Annotated in this window: 17 protein-coding genes and 1 pseudogene; 9 read left to right on the top strand and 9 right to left on the bottom strand. The window is 51.8% G+C overall.

What is annotated here, in order from left to right; translation table 11 throughout:
* Positions 1-34 precede the first annotated feature (34 nt).
* Positions 35-496 carry a hypothetical protein gene (locus NWV12_RS11230; protein WP_232056993.1) on the bottom strand — a complete coding sequence of 154 codons (462 nt, stop codon included), beginning with the start codon at positions 494-496 and terminating at the stop codon, positions 35-37.
* A gap of 138 nt (positions 497-634) precedes the next feature.
* On the bottom strand, positions 635-1,600 hold the full coding sequence (locus NWV12_RS11225) for a hypothetical protein (protein ID WP_048981342.1): 966 nt from the start codon (positions 1,598-1,600) through the stop codon (positions 635-637).
* 289 nt (positions 1,601-1,889) lie between these two features.
* On the opposite strand from NWV12_RS11225, the pseudogene NWV12_RS11220 reads away from it, so the two are divergent.
* A pseudogene (locus tag NWV12_RS11220) lies at positions 1,890-2,141 on the top strand (alpha/beta hydrolase); the annotation flags it as partial.
* A 260-nt stretch (positions 2,142-2,401) separates the two neighbouring features.
* Here the strand turns inward: NWV12_RS11220 and NWV12_RS11215 are convergent.
* Complete coding sequence (locus tag NWV12_RS11215) at positions 2,402-3,310, bottom strand: LysR family transcriptional regulator (protein ID WP_048981344.1); 909 nt, start codon at positions 3,308-3,310, stop codon at positions 2,402-2,404.
* Positions 3,311-3,404: 94 nt separating this feature from the next.
* Between NWV12_RS11215 and NWV12_RS11210 the strand changes: the two genes are divergently transcribed.
* The 5 genes from NWV12_RS11210 (at position 3,405) to NWV12_RS11190 (ending at position 6,322) form a co-directional block, all read left to right on the top strand.
* A complete protein-coding gene (locus tag NWV12_RS11210; protein ID WP_047060889.1) occupies positions 3,405-4,367 on the top strand; it encodes an NAD-dependent epimerase/dehydratase family protein in 963 nt (320 codons plus the stop codon).
* A 74-nt stretch (positions 4,368-4,441) separates the two neighbouring features.
* Positions 4,442-4,885 (top strand): PACE efflux transporter, encoded by a 444-nt coding sequence (locus NWV12_RS11205; RefSeq protein ID WP_033145563.1) that lies wholly within the window; start codon positions 4,442-4,444, stop codon positions 4,883-4,885.
* Positions 4,886-4,922: 37 nt separating this feature from the next.
* Positions 4,923-5,351, top strand: coding sequence for a DUF4354 family protein (locus NWV12_RS11200; protein WP_048981345.1), 429 nt, complete (start codon positions 4,923-4,925; stop codon positions 5,349-5,351).
* 87 nt (positions 5,352-5,438) lie between these two features.
* Positions 5,439-5,810 carry a VOC family protein gene (locus NWV12_RS11195; protein ID WP_048981346.1) on the top strand — a complete coding sequence of 124 codons (372 nt, stop codon included), beginning with the start codon at positions 5,439-5,441 and terminating at the stop codon, positions 5,808-5,810.
* Between the two features lie 149 nt (positions 5,811-5,959).
* Positions 5,960-6,322: a DUF4406 domain-containing protein gene (locus tag NWV12_RS11190; RefSeq protein ID WP_048981347.1), complete on the top strand. Its 363-nt coding sequence runs from the start codon at positions 5,960-5,962 to the stop codon at positions 6,320-6,322.
* Positions 6,323-6,360: 38 nt separating this feature from the next.
* On the opposite strand, the gene NWV12_RS11185 is transcribed toward NWV12_RS11190, so the two are convergent.
* Positions 6,361-7,134 carry a DeoR/GlpR family DNA-binding transcription regulator gene (locus tag NWV12_RS11185; protein WP_048981348.1) on the bottom strand — a complete coding sequence of 258 codons (774 nt, stop codon included), beginning with the start codon at positions 7,132-7,134 and terminating at the stop codon, positions 6,361-6,363.
* A gap of 86 nt (positions 7,135-7,220) precedes the next feature.
* On the opposite strand from NWV12_RS11185, the gene NWV12_RS11180 reads away from it, so the two are divergent.
* Complete coding sequence (locus NWV12_RS11180) at positions 7,221-7,805, top strand: NUDIX domain-containing protein (protein ID WP_048981349.1); 585 nt, start codon at positions 7,221-7,223, stop codon at positions 7,803-7,805.
* Between the two features lie 302 nt (positions 7,806-8,107).
* Positions 8,108-8,800 carry a LuxR family transcriptional regulator gene (locus tag NWV12_RS11175; protein WP_023311808.1) on the top strand — a complete coding sequence of 231 codons (693 nt, stop codon included), beginning with the start codon at positions 8,108-8,110 and terminating at the stop codon, positions 8,798-8,800.
* Between the two features lie 14 nt (positions 8,801-8,814).
* Here NWV12_RS11175 and NWV12_RS11170 read toward each other — a convergent pair whose 3' ends face one another.
* Positions 8,815-9,453, bottom strand: a complete 639-nt coding sequence (locus NWV12_RS11170) for an acyl-homoserine-lactone synthase (protein ID WP_048981350.1) — start codon at positions 9,451-9,453, stop codon at positions 8,815-8,817.
* Positions 9,454-9,836: 383 nt separating this feature from the next.
* Between NWV12_RS11170 and tam the strand changes: the two genes are divergently transcribed.
* Complete coding sequence (tam, locus tag NWV12_RS11165) at positions 9,837-10,595, top strand: trans-aconitate 2-methyltransferase (RefSeq protein WP_048981351.1); 759 nt, start codon at positions 9,837-9,839, stop codon at positions 10,593-10,595.
* A gap of 4 nt (positions 10,596-10,599) precedes the next feature.
* Here tam and NWV12_RS11160 read toward each other — a convergent pair whose 3' ends face one another.
* The 4 genes from NWV12_RS11160 to NWV12_RS11145 form a co-directional block, all read right to left on the bottom strand.
* On the bottom strand, positions 10,600-11,790 hold the full coding sequence (locus tag NWV12_RS11160; RefSeq protein WP_101744554.1) for a cytochrome c biogenesis protein/redoxin: 1,191 nt from the start codon (positions 11,788-11,790) through the stop codon (positions 10,600-10,602).
* Between the two features lie 135 nt (positions 11,791-11,925).
* Positions 11,926-13,224, bottom strand: a complete 1,299-nt coding sequence (locus NWV12_RS11155) for an ATP-binding protein (RefSeq protein ID WP_048981352.1) — start codon at positions 13,222-13,224, stop codon at positions 11,926-11,928.
* Positions 13,221-13,961 carry a response regulator gene (locus tag NWV12_RS11150; protein WP_048981353.1) on the bottom strand — a complete coding sequence of 247 codons (741 nt, stop codon included), beginning with the start codon at positions 13,959-13,961 and terminating at the stop codon, positions 13,221-13,223. Before NWV12_RS11150 ends, NWV12_RS11155 begins: the two co-directional genes overlap by 4 nt.
* A 44-nt stretch (positions 13,962-14,005) precedes the next feature.
* Positions 14,006-15,001 carry an alpha/beta fold hydrolase gene (locus NWV12_RS11145; RefSeq protein ID WP_048981354.1) on the bottom strand — a complete coding sequence of 332 codons (996 nt, stop codon included), beginning with the start codon at positions 14,999-15,001 and terminating at the stop codon, positions 14,006-14,008.
* Positions 15,002-15,095: the final 94 nt, after the last annotated feature.

Genomic DNA, 15,095 nt, shown 5'->3' with positions numbered 1-15,095 from the left:
GCCAGCGATGGCGGGTTTTTTACGGGATGAACCCTTAGCGCGCTGTTTTAGCACGCGTCTGGCTGAGAAGCTTGCGCCAGGCACGATTATGCAGAGTAAACAGCAGCATCTTATAGAAGGCGGTGGAAAGGATACAGCTGCCGCTAAGCAGTAGCATGCCGATACTCACTAGCGCCGCGGTCAGACTGACGCCCGGAGCTGCGCTACCGCTCAGCGCGACCAGCATATAGGCTGCTGTTAATACCAGGCTTATCACCGCCAGCGTAAGGTGTAACCTCACGGCGCGCATGCTGCCTTTGCCAATCATAAACATCGTCACGCCGTTAAGGCCAGCGAATAGAAGGGCGATCAGGACAACCCAGACGAATACGTGTTCCGCTGACTGGTCGAGTCCTGCGAGTACGCCATACCCCAGCCACAGCTGAGGAATAGCGAAACTGACAATCACCCCGAGGGTACTGATCGCCGCCGGAATCCCCATGGTGTGTAGACCCACAGGTTTACCCATTTCTTCAGCCAACTGAGTCTTTAGCTGTTGCAGCTGTGTCGGGGAGGCATTGCTTATGCTGGTAGCCACCTCGTTACAGTGTTGCAGGCGGCGGAGAAAAACTTTAACCATTTGAATACTCAGCGTTTAGTTAGGCGAAAATGACTGTAACAGACCGACTACATAGCGCCCGGACTGGACGGTGTTTTGAGGATTGCGGATCGTCCCCGTGAGTGAACTGCCCACAAAGGCCGATGCGTTGTTCACGGCACTCATCAGCTCACGTTGCAGTGATTTTTGTAATGATTCACTGGGGAAACGTTTCGGGTAGACGCCTGCGCGGATCGCTGCCTTCACGCCGGCGCTGGAAATACCTGGATTCTGCGCTTTAATGATCTCTTCCGTGATGCGCTTACGCTCAGCACGGCTCAGGCTTTGGAACCAGGCGGTAACTTTACTTGAGGATGCCGCTTTCATCAGCTTGTACGTTTCTAAAGTACCTCGCAGCGCCGTTCCTGCCGCAGCCAGCGAAATGACATCCAGAACCGTCGTGGTAGCTACATACCAGTCCTGGCTGTCGAGCCAGGCAACATCGGAACCATGATCGTTATGGATAGCCAGCAGACGGCCCGCGCCAATCATGCATTGTGCGCCAGTTGCCAGCGTACCGGACAGGCTAATCGCGGCAATCACACCGGACCCGCCAGCGGTAAAAGGCACTGCCGCACCGGCACCAAACGCCATAACAAGCGTAACAATCATCGCGCCACAGGCAAAACCGGTTGAGGTAATTTCCGTAGCAAGTGAGGGAGTCGTTAGCGTCGCCACCACAGCTTTTTCTGCACTGATTTCCTTAGCATCCGGAATTTTACTGATTATCACATGGCTGACGGTGCTCTGATTCACATCTGCAATGCGGCGTGAAGGGCGTACCAGCCAGCGTTGTTTGCCATCATCAAAAATGATGCCGACATTGTAAAAATTACGCGTGCAGTCGAGTTGGGCGGCTAGCTTTTTAAAATCGATATCAGTACCCGCCTGAAGGCCTAAGCTGCGCGAGAGGTCATAACCGGGGAGGGTGGTGTCAGGCGACTGTTGACCGGGTAAGTTCATCAGAGAGCTCCTTCATTCCGTGAGGACAATTAGACAGCAAGGTAATTAATAAAAAGAATTTATGATTCGAACATTAAGACTTAGATAATAGCAGCGTTAACTCAGCGATCAAATCATAAAGATGTTCCTTAAAGGTCCAAGTCAGAGAGGGGTATCGACCCGTTACTAGTATTGTTAACGGAGCATGGTGCCAGACATCTCATCAACGAAATTGGTCATTTGATGGAGCATGTTGATGACGGGATGGTAGTCTGTATACACCTTCATTGAGTTTCGATGTCCATAACCAACTCCGATGTCCTTCATGAATTTCCCGCTGATGACTTACATTAAGGAAATTTCTCCGCGTCCAATCCTGTTCATTCATGGCGAAAAACCGCATTCGCTTTACTTCTTCAGAACGGCTTATGAAGCGGCAAATCAGCCAAAAGAGCTTCTGGTTGTTAAAGATGCCACGCATGTCGATTTATATGATCGTATGGATAAGATCCCGTTCGATAACATCACGGCATTCTTCAATAAATATCTGAATAAAAGATAACTTCCTCAGTAACCAATGCAGTGACCTTTGGGTCACTGCATTGGTGTGAGAGGGAAGGCAACTATGAGGGTTTTGACTGAACGGTTTATGGCTTATTCTCTGATGTCCATATCGCATTTAACATAATATACATTATGCGCACCAATATGGAATCAGAAGAAATCGGGCATCTTATGGGCACGTTGGGCCTGGATGCTGATGACCTTTGAATGTGTCTTCTCACGTGCTGCTATAGTCATGATCGCCTCACAGTGCATGGCTTACCGTTTTGCTCTGTTGATATAAGCCTGTAAACCCTCAGCAAGAAAATCAAACACCGTTTTGCAGGCCTGACTGTGGCGTAAATCCTCATGCATCACCAGCCAGGTGTCCAGATGAAACGCAAAGTAATCAGGCATTATCCTCTGCAACGGCGGAGAAAAATCTGCCAGTTGAACCTGACACATACCGATACCGGCCCCTGCGCGTATAAGGTTTAATTGGGCAATATCACTGTCGGTCCGTACGGTAAACAGATCGCGGTTTAGCTGTGGGTATTGTTTAAGTGCCTGTAAAATAAAGGGTGTCAAATTATCGAAACCGACAAGCGTATGGGTGAATAATTCATCAATACTTTCCGGAGCACCACGTCGTGACAGATAGGCTGGCGCGGCATGCAGACCTATTTCAACCCTGCCCATCCGACGGGCAATCAGTTGCTCCTGCACCGGCGTGGCCATGCGTACGGCAATATCCGCCTCCCGATTCAGTAAATCCTGAACTCGATTAGACAGAACCAGTTCAACGGATATTTGCGGATATGCATCCTTTATCTGTGCAATCACGGGAGGCAGAACCTCCGTGCCGATGATTTCACTGGCGGCGACGCGCACCACGCCCCGCAACCCGGTAGCGCCGGAGCTGAAACTCGCAGCCGACCGCTCAATCATCATGGCCGTATTTTCCATCGCCTGCGCATGGCCCTTCAGCTCAACGGCTGCATCCGTGGCCTGCAATCCTGTCTGCGAACGGGTGAATAAAACAAGGCCCAGGGCTGATTCCAGTGCGGCAATATGTCGTCCGGCGGTTGGCTGGGTAATGGCAAGCCTGCGTGCGGCCCCTGACAGAGACCCTTCTTTCATCACGGCCAAAAAGGTGCGATACCATTCCCACGGGATATTTAGCTTCATACAAAAATGCATACCTGTTGGCTTATATTATGCAATTACATTTAGCTCGTGCGGCCCTTAATATGTCAAGCAGATATCCAATAAGGGCCAGACGATGAAAAGCACAAATAAGGTACTGATACTGGGCGCAACCGGTGGAATCGGTGGCGAAATTGCCCGTAAATTGATCCGAGACGAATGGGATGTTCGGGCATTGCGCCGCAGCGCCCCTCAACATGACGATCGGAACGAAAGCATGACCTGGATAAGCGGCGATGCGCAGAATGCTGAACGGGTTGAGGCAGCGGCGTCAGATTGCAGCGTGATTGTCCATGCCGTTAACCCGCCGGGTTATCGAAACTGGGAACAGCTGGTTTTACCCATGCTGCATAACACCATCAACGCAGCGGAGCGAAACGGTGCATTAATCGTTCTGCCGGGCACGATTTATAACTACGGTCCGGATGCTTTTCCCCTCTTACGCGAGGATTCCCCTCAGGATCCGGTTACCCGAAAAGGAGCCATACGCGTGCAAATGGAGAAGGCGCTCTCAGCCTATGCTCAGCGTGGCGGAAAGGTGCTCATTTTGCGGGCGGGTGACTTTTTTGGTCCCCTCGCAGGCAACAACTGGTTTTCACAGGGACTGGTAAAATCAGGGCATCCACCCAAGGTTATTAAAAATCCCGGGCAACCCGGCGCAGGACATCAGTGGGCTTATCTGCCGGATGTCGCCGAAACCGTTGCGGCATTGCTGGCGCGGCGGGATGAGCTCGAACCGTTTGCCAGTTTCCATATGCGTGGGCATTGGGATCCTGATGGGACAGCGATGACCACAGCCATAAAGTACGTCGCGGAGCATGCCGGTATTAAGGCAAAGGTGAAGTCATTTCCATGGTGGCTGGTCTCTGCAATGAGTCCGTTTAACACCACGCTGCGTGAAATGCGGGAGATGCGCTATCTCTGGGAGCAGACAATAGAGATGGATAATTCAAAACTGATCGCCTTTTTAGGCCATGAACCTCAGACCCCTCTTGCCGAGGCAGTGCGTTCTACACTAGCGGGCCTGGGCTGTATTTAACATAACCTGCACGTTTAGAAAGGGTTGAAAAATGTCTGATATACTTCAGCTTTTGAAAACGCTGTCGTAAGCAAATGGAAATTGAATTAAATAAAAGTTTTAAAGAGAGAGTTTTCCATGCTGTCATTTTTGAAGTGACGGCCAACGTTATCATCGCGCTGTCACTCGCCTGGCTGATGAACGTGTCGGTACTTCAGTCAGGTTCGTTGTCCGTGATATCTGCACTTACCGCAACGGTCTGGAATTTTATTTTTAATAAGCTCTTTGATTCCCTGCAGAAAAAACATCAGTTTCAACGCACATTTCTCGTTCGCGCAATCCATGCGGTTGGTTTTGAAACGGGACTTATCATCTCCTTAATCCCTGTGGCAATGGTTATGCTGAACCTGACCGTGACGGAGGCATTTTTTGTTGAGATTGGCCTGGTGCTGTTTTTCCTGCCCTATACGATGCTGTTTAACTGGCTTTACGACTACCTGCGCTGGACGTTCGTTGGACGGAAACGTTCGGCGTTATAGCTAAGTGAATCAATGTAAAAAATGAAGAGGAAGAAAAATGCGAAGTCTCCTGACTAAAGGAATTTGTCTTGCGTTAGCGCTGTCGGCCGCCGGGACGGCTCAGGCCGCTAAGAAAGAGATCCATGACGACAAGCTCACCGGGATAACCATTTTCGCTCAAAAAGAGTCTCAGGGAAGCCAATGGGACAGTACAACGGGCGAAGCAAAATATATGGTTAGCTACAAGGTTACGCTTGATAACGCGTCGGGTAAAAGTATTGAGCCGGGCAAAGATAATAAAATGTGTTTCTTCCTGTTTGATAAAAACGGGAAAACATTTATGAGCACCGGCATTGAGCTTGAAATGTTGAAAAAATACAACCCGCGGGACAACAGAACCGGATTGGTCTATTTTTCCAGCTCAAACCCTGACGTTTTAAATATGCCATTTGTCCGCTTCGGCATCGGAAAAGACTGCATAAATTGATGACTGTCACATTGACACGTTATTTCGTATGGTCGCCCCACTCTCCTTCTATACTGGTTATTTCTCCATCTCATAAAGGAAGGAACCATGTTCGATCATGTGAAATTCGGCGTCAGTGATTATGAAAAAAGTAAAACCTTCTTCCTCCATGCGCTTAAGCCGCTTGGTGTAGAACTCATCGATGAGGGCACGCCAGACTACGGTGTCGAAATGAGTTCAGGCGATGTTTCGCTCTGTCTTTTTCAGACAAATGAAAAACCTGCCCTTTTGCATCTGGCGTTTGTAGCCAACACGCGCCAGCAGGTCGATGAATTTTACCATGCCGCCCTGCGCGCCGGCGGACGTGATAACGGCGGGCCGGGGTTGAGGTCATACGGTGAAAATTACTATGCCGCGTTTGTCATCTCGCCCGATGGCCACAATATCGAGGCAGTGTGCCATGCGCCGGAAAGTCAGTAGCTCAGCCCTTCTGTCAGAAGCGATTAAATGATCTGTAATGCATCTTTTTGCACGATAATGCGCGAAAGTATTTCATAACGCGGCCACAATCCCGTATGGTATCGGCAGTAAACGTGCAACTTCATGCAATAACACTGGCAGAGGTACCTATGACACAACAGCTGATTTTAATTGCTGGCCCCTATCGCAGCGGAACCGAAGGCGTTCAGGCACGCATTGATGAGAATCTGGCGCGTCTCGAAAGCGCAGCACTAGCCGTTTACCAGCGGGGTCACATCCCGGTCATTGGCGAATGGATGGCTTTGCCGTTGGCAAAAGCCGCAGGATCGAAAGCGGTTGGTGATGAAATCAGTGAAGCGATGCTGTACCCCGTTGCTCACCGGCTCATAGCTAAATGTGATGCCATTTATCGTATTGCCGGTGCGTCTAAAGGTGCCGATATGGACATTGAGGTCGCCCGCAAATATGGCCTGAAGGTTTATACCGCACTTGAGAATATTCCTGAGGCTTAAGGCAGTCCGCCAGCCAGCCTGTGAGCACAGGCTGGCTATCAGAGAGTGTCACTCTCTGAGGTCAACACGACGGATACCCCCTTTTCCGATACCGCGCGGATCCAGTCCCGATCGGTATTGTCTTCAACGACGATGGTGTTCACCGATGACACATCGCCAATCACAAACGAAGACGCTGTGTTGACCTTTTCCGGAGAAGCCAGGACGACCGTCTCCGCGGCTCTGCCGGAAAATGCACGTTTGATGCACGCTTCTTCGAAATCGCCGGTTGTCAGCCCCGCCTCAGGATGGATCCCGGTCACGCCCATAAAGAACAGATCTGCATGAATATTTTCGATGCCTTCGATCGCCGCAGCGCCAACCGCAACAATGGAGTGTTTATACAAGCGACCGCCGATCAGAATCACCTCGATGGACGGATGATCCACTAGCCGCAGTGCGATGCTCGGGCTGTGCGTAACCACCGTGATGCGCAGGTCAGGAGGGAAAAACGTAATCAGCTCCGATGTTGTCGTGCCACCGTCAACGATCACCACCTGCCCTGATGAAATCAGCTGTGCCCCTTTCCGGGCGACCCTCTTTTTTGCATCCATCTTCACGGATTGCCGTTCGGCATAGGGAGCAATAGCAGAAGATGACGGCAGCGCGCCGCCGTGAACCCGCTGTAAACGCCCTTCTGCCGCCAGCTCGCGTAAATCACGCCGAATGGTGTCTTCAGAAACGTCAAAGAGCATGCTGAGTGCTTTTGACTGGACCTGACCTTCGGCGCCGAGCTTTTCGAGGATCAATTTTTTTCGCTGACTGGTGAGCATCATGAATTCCTGATGTTGCATGTTTTATCTTGAAGGTGCACGATAATGCTGTTTATGATAACTACTCTACGTAAGGAGTAACAAACGTGCAATCAAAACGTGCAGATGTGCGCATCATTGACAGTGAAACCCTGTCAGATAACTGGTACAACCTTAAAAAATACACCTTCGACCTGCAGCGCCGTGACGGCGAATGGCAAAGACAGCAACGGGAGGTTTACGACCGTGGCAACGGCGCGACTATTCTTCTCTACAACCGTGAGAAAAAAACGGTGATCCTGACACGCCAGTTCCGCTTTCCCGTCTTTATCAACGGCCATGAGGACGATTTAATTGAAGCCGCGGCGGGACTGCTGGACAACATGGATCCCGAAAGCCGCATAAAAGCAGAAGCGGAAGAAGAGACAGGGTTTCAGGTTTCGAGCTTGCAGAAAATCTTTGAAGCCTATATGAGCCCGGGCTCCGTCACGGAAAAACTCTATTTTTATCTTGCCGAGTATCAGCCGAAAGACAGAACCGGCGCAGGCGGCGGGATCAAGGCTGAGGGAGAAGATATCGACGTGCTGGAAATGACGCTTGAAGAGGCATTACGCGGCATAGAAACAGGCAAGATTGTCGACGGTAAAACCATCATGCTGCTTTATCATATTGCTCTTAAAGGCATTATGTAGACTGCTGGTTAAAATCCTGATTTTGAATCTGGGTCGGTACGCTTATCCATTACTCAAATGTAAAGCGGAAAACCTCCTAAATTTTGCAGCCTACTATATTTAGTGAACTATTTCGGGATTTGACAAAATCTTCAAAAATTCGCAGAGTCATCTGCATTTACCATTAGAAATGCCACACGTTGACCAGGCTACCAGTTGAGGTAGCCTGTCTTATCTGTTGACTGGATTAAAATGCGACTCGCTACAGATAACGAAGCATATTATACTTGCTCCTCCACTCGAACAGGAGGCAAGCAACTCACGTGAAGGATACATATTACAACGACATAGCGATCAATACGCTAATTCAGAGTGAGCTGGACGCGTTTTTTGAGGATTTCAAAGGGATCGTCTTCGCCTACGCCATTATGAACAAGAAAGATCCTTCCCAGATGCGGATAATCAATAACAGCCCCGAGTGGTTTGATATCTACCTCGACAGGAAATATCAGTTCATTGACCCTGTTATCATTCGGGCTTTGCGCTGTGTTGAAGATTTTTTCTGGGAAAGTGATGTCATCCTGTCGGATGGTTATAACCTGACACGCATTTTCAACGAAAGCGTCCAGTATGATATCTACCAGGGACAGACTTTTCCTCTGCATGACTATCTGAATAATCTTGTCGTCTTATCCGTCATCAGTCCTAAGCACTCTGGTATTGATATAGAAAAATATCGGCCACAATTTCTAAGCTTCCTTGTTCAACTGCATCAGAAGACACTCAACCTGTATAGCCAGCATCAACAGAAAAAGAATGTTTTTCTGTCACCACGTGAGCGACAAATCCTTAAATGGGTCAGCGCCGGGAAAACCTACGCAGAAATTTCTGTTATTTTGTCTATTGCTGAACGCACCGTTAAGTTCCATATGGGAAATGTAATGAAAAAGCTCGGTGTGAATAATGCCAGACACGCAATAAAGCTTGGAACAGAACTACGCTTACTGGACGACTGAGCCTCAGCCACTGGTTATAAGTGGCGTAAATGCTCCAGCATTTCGCGAAGCCAGTGACTGGATTTGTCTTTGCTAATAATGTCTTCAATAATGCTGGTGCTGGCAGGCATATAAATATAGTAAATAACCTCCCCTTTTTCAGAAACACCGCGTTGAATAACTTCAACTTTCCAGTTCGCATGGCGAAATATGGCATACATACCGCGACTGGCTACTGCGTACATTCCATGGTATTTTTGCTTTATGCAATACATATTCATCGCAAGAAACAATGCCTTACTGGCGGGCACGCCCTGCAGACTTGAGGAGTCTCGTATTTCTTTATCTAAAAATAAACGGCTAATTTCACAGCAGGGAACATCTGCCGGGAAAATAATGGCTTCGTCAAAATAATTGTGAAAGATTTCGCTTATCATCGTCGGATGCGTCGAGTTAATGAATCGCGCGCCGCATAACAACTGTCCCTCATACATACCCAGCAAGTATGTCGTGTTTGGGTTGTCAAACTGATCCTTTTCCATATCTTCAACGCATTCAACTTTCCAGTCGAGTCGGTCCCGAAAGGTTTTTCTCCTGAGTCGGAAAAGTTCGCGGGCTAATGCTGACGGTAAATCATCGTAATCATGCAAAAAAAACTCAATAACAGAATTCATTGCTCTTATTCCTGATAATAACACCTGAAACTATTATCCCCTGTCTTTTAGGACAGCTTTCATTGTGCATGGTATTCCTTATACTTAAAAAGTACCCGGCCACTAAGTCCTCGTGAAACTCAGTGGCCAGGAGGTCAAAGACCTACGAAACACCAGGGATATATCCATTCATGATTATCTAATATTTATAGTTTCGGGTACAGAGCGTAAGAAGCACTTAGCCGATAAAATATTAAAAAACGATAATCATAAAATAATTACAATTAAAGTATTGCCCCTTAAGAACTTAAGGGGTAATATTTCCTTTTTCTATTTTTTCCCCTATTATCTCTGTTCTTAATGCTGTGCTACTCTTGCAGAAGCATGCTAAACGGAGAACCAAAATGGCCGACTGGAATCCCTCTCTTTATCTGCAGTACGGCGCGGAAAGAACGCGTCCTGCCGCTGAACTGCTCGCCAGAATTCCTCTGGATGAGGTCTCCACCATCGCTGATTTAGGCTGCGGGCCGGGAAACAGCACCGCGCTGTTGAAGCATCGCTGGCCTTCGGCGCACATTACCGGGGTCGACAACTCCCCTGCAATGCTTGAGGAAGCAAGAGCCGCATTGCCTGACTGCCATTTTGTTGAGGCCGATATCCGCCAGTACAAGCCTGGCCAGCCGCTGAACCTGATTTATGCCAACGCTTCGCTGCAATGGGTTCCTGACCATTACGATCTCCTGCCTCATCTCGTTTCTTTACTCACGCTTAACGGCGTATTAGCAATCCAGATGCCTGACAACTGGCTTGAACCTACTCATGTGGCGATGCGTGAAGTGGCGCTGGAACAAGACTATCCTGACCGCGGCCGCGAACCTCTCCCGGGTGTGCATGCCTACTACGATATCTTGTCGGAGGCCGGCTGTGACGTGGATATCTGGCGGACAACCTATTTCCATAAAATGAGCTCGCACCAGGCCATTATTGACTGGGTAAGCGCCACCGGCTTGCGCCCGTGGCTCCAGGAACTGAACGAGAGCGAGCAGAAACGTTTCCTGAAACGCTACCATGAACTGCTGGAAGAGCAGTATCCGCTCCAGGAAAATGGGCAGATACTGCTCGCTTTTCCGCGGCTGTTTATCGTGGCGCAACGCCAGCCCTGACGGGTTATGACCGGGCTTCTTTCAGCAGCTGCTGAATGACCTTTTCCTGTTGCGCATAATCTCCTTCGCCAAAGGCGGTATAGCGTAGCTGGCCTTTGGCATCGAAATAGTAATGCGCTGGCCAGTACTGGTTCCCGAAAGCGTTCCAGATTTGATAGTTGTTATCCGTCACCACCCGGTACGGCAGCTGCCATTTATTTACCGCGTATTTCACCGAGGCGAGCGGTTTTTCCCAGGGATATTCCGGCGTGTGAACCCCAATCACGACCAGCCCCTGCGACTGATACTTCGTGGCCCAGTCCCGGACGTGCGGGAGCGTATGCTGACAGTTAATGCAATCCCAGGTCCAGAAATCAATCAACACCACCTTCCCTCGCAGGGATTCAGACGTGACAGGGTCACCGTTAATCCACCCTGTCCCCCCACTTAATGAAGGCAGCTGGCTGCTGGGCTCTGTCATCACGACCGGCTGGAGCTTCACCGGCGCGGCTGTGGGTTTAGCCAGCGTCAGGAGTGTTGTCTCCAGACGGTCCGCAACGCCGTTTGCTCCTTTCAGAAGCGAAGTCATTCCCGTCGCGTTGAATACGACAGCCGCCAGCATCGCCACGCCCGCCCCCTGCCGCAGCCTTTCCATCAGCGCCGATTTTGCTCTTAACGGCGCCATCAGCCTGCGGCCTCCTGAAACGAGCAGGCTCAGCATTAGCGCGCATCCGCTGCCGTAGGCCGCCAGCAGCGCGCCCGTCGTAATGGCCGAATGGCCCGCGATATTAATGCTGAAAATGGCGCCCAGTATAGGACCGGCGCAGGGAGACCAGAGCAGCCCCACCGCGAGCCCGGCCAGAAAAGCCGATGCCAGACCGCGCGTTTGCCCGCTTCGGGTGTTCAGGACATTTCCCGCGCTGACGGCCGGACCCGCAATACGCTGGGCGAATGACGGAAAAATTAAGGCCAGCGCGGCCGCGGCCAGAATAACGAGAGCGATCCAGCGCCCGACGATGGTCGCCTCTGCTATCCACTCGCTGGCGACGGTGACGGCCATCGCCACCAGGGTGAACATCACGATCATCCCCGCCAGCAGGGCCAGAATATGTCGTCGCTGTCCCTGAAAACCGGCGAAAAGGAGTGGAATAACCGGGAGCGTACATGGACTGAGCAGGCTTATCATCCCGCCCAGAAAAGCGATTACCAGAAACATAGACACCTCACAATACAAGTCCTGCGACGCTGCAGTGAGGCTATTTCATCGTGCGGATGTGTTCAGGATATGTGTAAAAACGCAGGTTTTGTCTGGCTCTGTATCACCCGGACCGGGAGATACAAAGCCGTACAATTAACGGCGCGGTAGCGTAATGGAGACATCCAGTCCGCCTCCGGCCCGGTTCGTCAGGTTGAGCTTTCCTTCCAGCTGAGCGGTGAGCTGCGCGGCAATCGCCAGTCCGAGTCCTGTTCCGCCGGTATCGCGGTTGCGCGATGTTTCCACCCGGTAAAACGGCTGTAATACTGCCTCAAGCTCGTCATCGGGTATTCCCGGTCCGCCGTCAGTGATATGAATCACCACCTCTTCGGAAGACGAATTATCAATGGCAATAACGGCATACTCACCGAACTTAAGAGCGTTATCCAGCAGGTTGGTCATCACCCGACGAAGCGCCTGCGGACGCGTAACGATCGGCAAGCGGGTATCGTTTGCCTGAAGCTGCACGTTTTTACCGATGTCCTGGTAATCGCAGGCGATGCTGTTGACCCAGGCGTTCAGCTCCAGCTTCAGCGGGGTCTCTTCCAGCGATTCTGATGACCGGGCATACGCAATACCTTCGCGAACAAGACGCGTCATGCTATCGAGATCGTTCAGGAGCTTGTCGCGAAGCTCAGGTTCCCCTGCCATCTCGACGCGCAGCTTCATGCGGGTAATCGGCGTCTGAAGATCGTGAGAAATGGACGCCAGGATCTGCGCGCGCTCCCGGAGATAAGACTGAATGCGCGTCTGCATCGCGTTGAAGGCATGCGCTGCACGCTGCACCTCCAGCGGCCCTTTCTCCGTCATTGGCGTGCTGGCCGCCGGATCCAGCGAATCCACCGCGCGGGTAAATTGTGAAAAAGGCCGCACCACCTGCCGTACGGCAATCCAGGCGCACGCAGCCAGCAACAGCAGCTGCAGGATCAGCACTACGGGTAGCCAGCTGGCGACCGGCGGCATGCGTGGGATCAGGTCAATGGTCAGCGGCGCGCCGTCGCGTAACGTCAGATGCGCCTGGATGTGTGAAACGGCACCGGGAACGGCGGTGAAGCTGAGTGGGTACTGTGTCGCAAGCGTCGCTTTTAAGGTTCGGATGGCGTCCTGCGAACGCTTATCCGTCGGCGCGTTGCCGGGCTCTCCCGGTCCCAGGATATAGCGGTAATTGCCCCGTTCGAGGCGCGAAAGCCAGGCCGCGCGTTCGCTGGCCGGTAAGCGGTCTAAAATGGCGACGCTGGTTGCGACGTCGTTTTCCAGATTACCGAGCATCACCGTTCTGGCGCTGTGCATTCGTTCAATCATGACCAGCGTCAGGCTCAGGGCGTTGGCCAGCAGCAGGCCGGACAGCACGACGAGCAGCAAGCGGGCCAGCAGCGAGCGTGGCCAGAGCGTCATTCGTTAGCCTCTTTGATGGTGACCGGCATAGTAAAAACGTAGCCCTCGCTGCGCACGGTCTTGATATAGGCGGGCGTGCGGGCATCTTCATTCAGGCGCTGGCGGACCCGGCTAACCAGCAGATCGATAGAACGTTCAAACAGCTCGGCGTCTCGCCCCTGCGTCAGGTTGAGCAGCTGATCGCGGGTCAGCACCCGCTGAGGATGGTCAAGGAACACGCGCAGCAGGCGATACTCCGCCCCGCTGAGCGCGACGATCACCCCTTCCGGATCGATTAAGTGACGGGCAACGGTATCGAGCTGCCATTCACCGAACATCACCAGCCGCCCGGCTTCTGTCACCTGCAAATTGGGCGGCATCGTGCGAAAACGTCGTAAAATCGCTTTGATACGCGCCAGCAGTTCGCGGGCGACAAACGGCTTCACCACGTAGTCATCCGCGCCCATCTCCAGACCCAGGATCCTGTCCGTCTCCTCGTTGCGGGCAGTCAGCATCAGAATGGGCAGATCTTTGTATTTCCCGACGCGTAGCTCTCGACATAACGTAAGCCCGTCGTCGCCGGGCATCATGACATCCAGCACAACCAGGTCGATATGCTGTTTATCCAGCACGACGCGCATCTCTTTGCCGTTGGCCGCGCCCGTCGCGCGATAGCCAGACTTAACGAGATAATCGACAATCAGTTCACGAATATCCCTGTCGTCATCGACGACAAGGATATGATCAATATTCTCCACCGAAATCTCCAGACCGAAGGGTAACGTACTGAAAATAGCACATTTCAGAGCTTGTCCGCGTCAACGACGGCCTTGACGAAATCCTGCGGATCTTCCTGAGGCGGATTGTGCCCCACGGTTGCCCCGAAGGTGCGGTGCTCATATTTACCGGTAAATTTACCCGCGTAGGCCTGCGGAGCCGGATGCGGCGCACCGTTGTTCCCGCCTTCGATGGTGATCGTTGGAACGGTGATATTCGGCAGCGTAGCGAGTTTTTGCTCGTAGCTGTCATATTTGCGCTCGCCTTTTTCCAGCCCTAAACGCCAGCGATAGTTGCTGAGCGTCACCGCGACGTGATCCGGGTTATCGAGGGATTTTGCGCTGGCGTTGAAGACAGCATCACTAAATTTCCAGTCAGGCGAGGCCTGAGACCAGATCAAACGGGCGAAGTCATGCGTGTTTTTGGCATAGCCATCAGCACCGCGCGCGGTAGCGAAATAGAACTGATACCACCACTGCTGTTCCGCTTTTGGCGGCAGCGGCTGTTTGCCAATCTGCTGGCTGCTGATGAGATACCCGCTCACCGACACCAGTGACTTAACGCGCTCTGGCCACAGCGCCGCAACGATATCCGCCGTACGAGCGCCCCAGTCATATCCTGCAAATACCGCCTGCTTAATATTCAGGGCATCCATCAGGTTCACAATGTCCTTCGCCATGGCTGAAGGCTGGCCGTTGCGCGGCGTTTTGGCAGACAGGAAGCGCGTGGTGCCGTAGCCGCGCAGAGAAGGCACAATCACCCGATAGCCTTTTGCCGCCAGCGCGGGGGCGACGTCGGCATAGCTGTGAATATCGTAAGGCCAGCCGTGCAGTAAAATAACCGGCTGGCCGTTTTTCGGGCCGATGTCGACATAACCGACATTCAGATCGCCGGCGTTAATTTGCTGCGGATGATCAAAGGCTGCCGCGAAATTTGTGCCGGTGACTTCAGCCTGACAGGACATCACGGTGCCAAGAGAAACGGTCAGTGCGAGAGTTGAGTACGCGAGTTTGCTAAACATGTTGGTATCTCCGGTTGAGTACAGTTCACGGGGATATAACAACACGGCAATGTATAGCGGATATGTGCGAAAGCGGGTTTATTGCAAGCCTGTG

It is taken from the genome of Enterobacter sp. Crenshaw (assembly GCF_024734705.1).
Taxonomy (GTDB): Bacteria; Pseudomonadota; Gammaproteobacteria; order Enterobacterales; family Enterobacteriaceae; genus Enterobacter; species Enterobacter asburiae_B.
Note: the sequence above shows the minus strand (reverse complement) of the source record. Positions and strands in the feature narration are given on the sequence as shown.